The organism is Treponema sp. R8-4-B8, assembly GCF_054786175.1.
This window is the reverse complement of the sequence record NZ_BDHE01000149.1, coordinates 1-860: the sequence shown is the minus strand read 5'-3', so window position 1 is coordinate 860 and position 860 is coordinate 1. Positions and strand designations below refer to the sequence as shown.

Annotated in this window: 1 protein-coding gene; it reads right to left on the bottom strand. The window is 42.8% G+C overall.

Annotated features, from left to right (window positions below):
* The coding region (locus ACYVRA_RS07520; protein ID WP_461252122.1) for a PAS domain-containing sensor histidine kinase at window positions 1–860 on the bottom strand (860 nt) is incomplete at both ends.

Genomic DNA, 860 nt, shown 5'->3' with positions numbered 1-860 from the left:
AGAATATCGTTTACAATGCTTAACAGCGTAGTGCCGGCGTTGCTTATCTTCGTTAAATTAACAGCGACATGATCGTCCAGATCTTCATCTTCCAGCAGTAAATTCGTAAGTCCTATAACAACGTTAAGCGGCGTTCTTATTTCATGGCTCATATTGGCAAGGAATGACGTTTTAGCCTGTGAAGCGGCCTGGATTGCCTCTTCCATTAACTTGCGCTGGGTTACATCTCGCGCAAGGCACATTATTCCGACAACATTGCCACCTTGCTTTAGCGGGGCTATAGTCGATTCAAAAACCGCTTCTTTCCTGGTCAATGCCGACGAGATTGAAACTTCGTTGGTAATGATTTTATCTTCTTTCATTACCGTTAATTCCGTATTATGTGCATATTTTATCAAATCGGGGGGAAGCAACATGCTGTCCTCATCAGTCAAATCAATCATAGCCGCTTCATTTATGCCCCAGAATAATTCAAAAGGTTTGTTGCATTGCGTATATTTTAAATCGGTATCTTTACAGAACAGTATGTCGGGGATTGTATCAATTATCATTTGCAGTTTGGCGGTTTTAAACGCGATTTCGTCTTCCATCACTTTACGTTGGGTTATGTCGCGCCCTACGCCCATAATCCCGATTATTTCGCCGTACAGTATAAGCGGCGATTTTACCGTTTCAAAAAGACGCTTAACGCCGTCGGCGCAATACAGCCATTCCTCAACCGCTATCCGCCGTTCTTCTTTTATAACCCTGTTATCAACTTCATTAATAATCTCCGCCTCTTTTTCGGAGCAATCCAAAACATATTGATCATTTTTTCCAAGCACGTCATCCGCGTTTTTGCCGAACCTCTCCGCCATGTA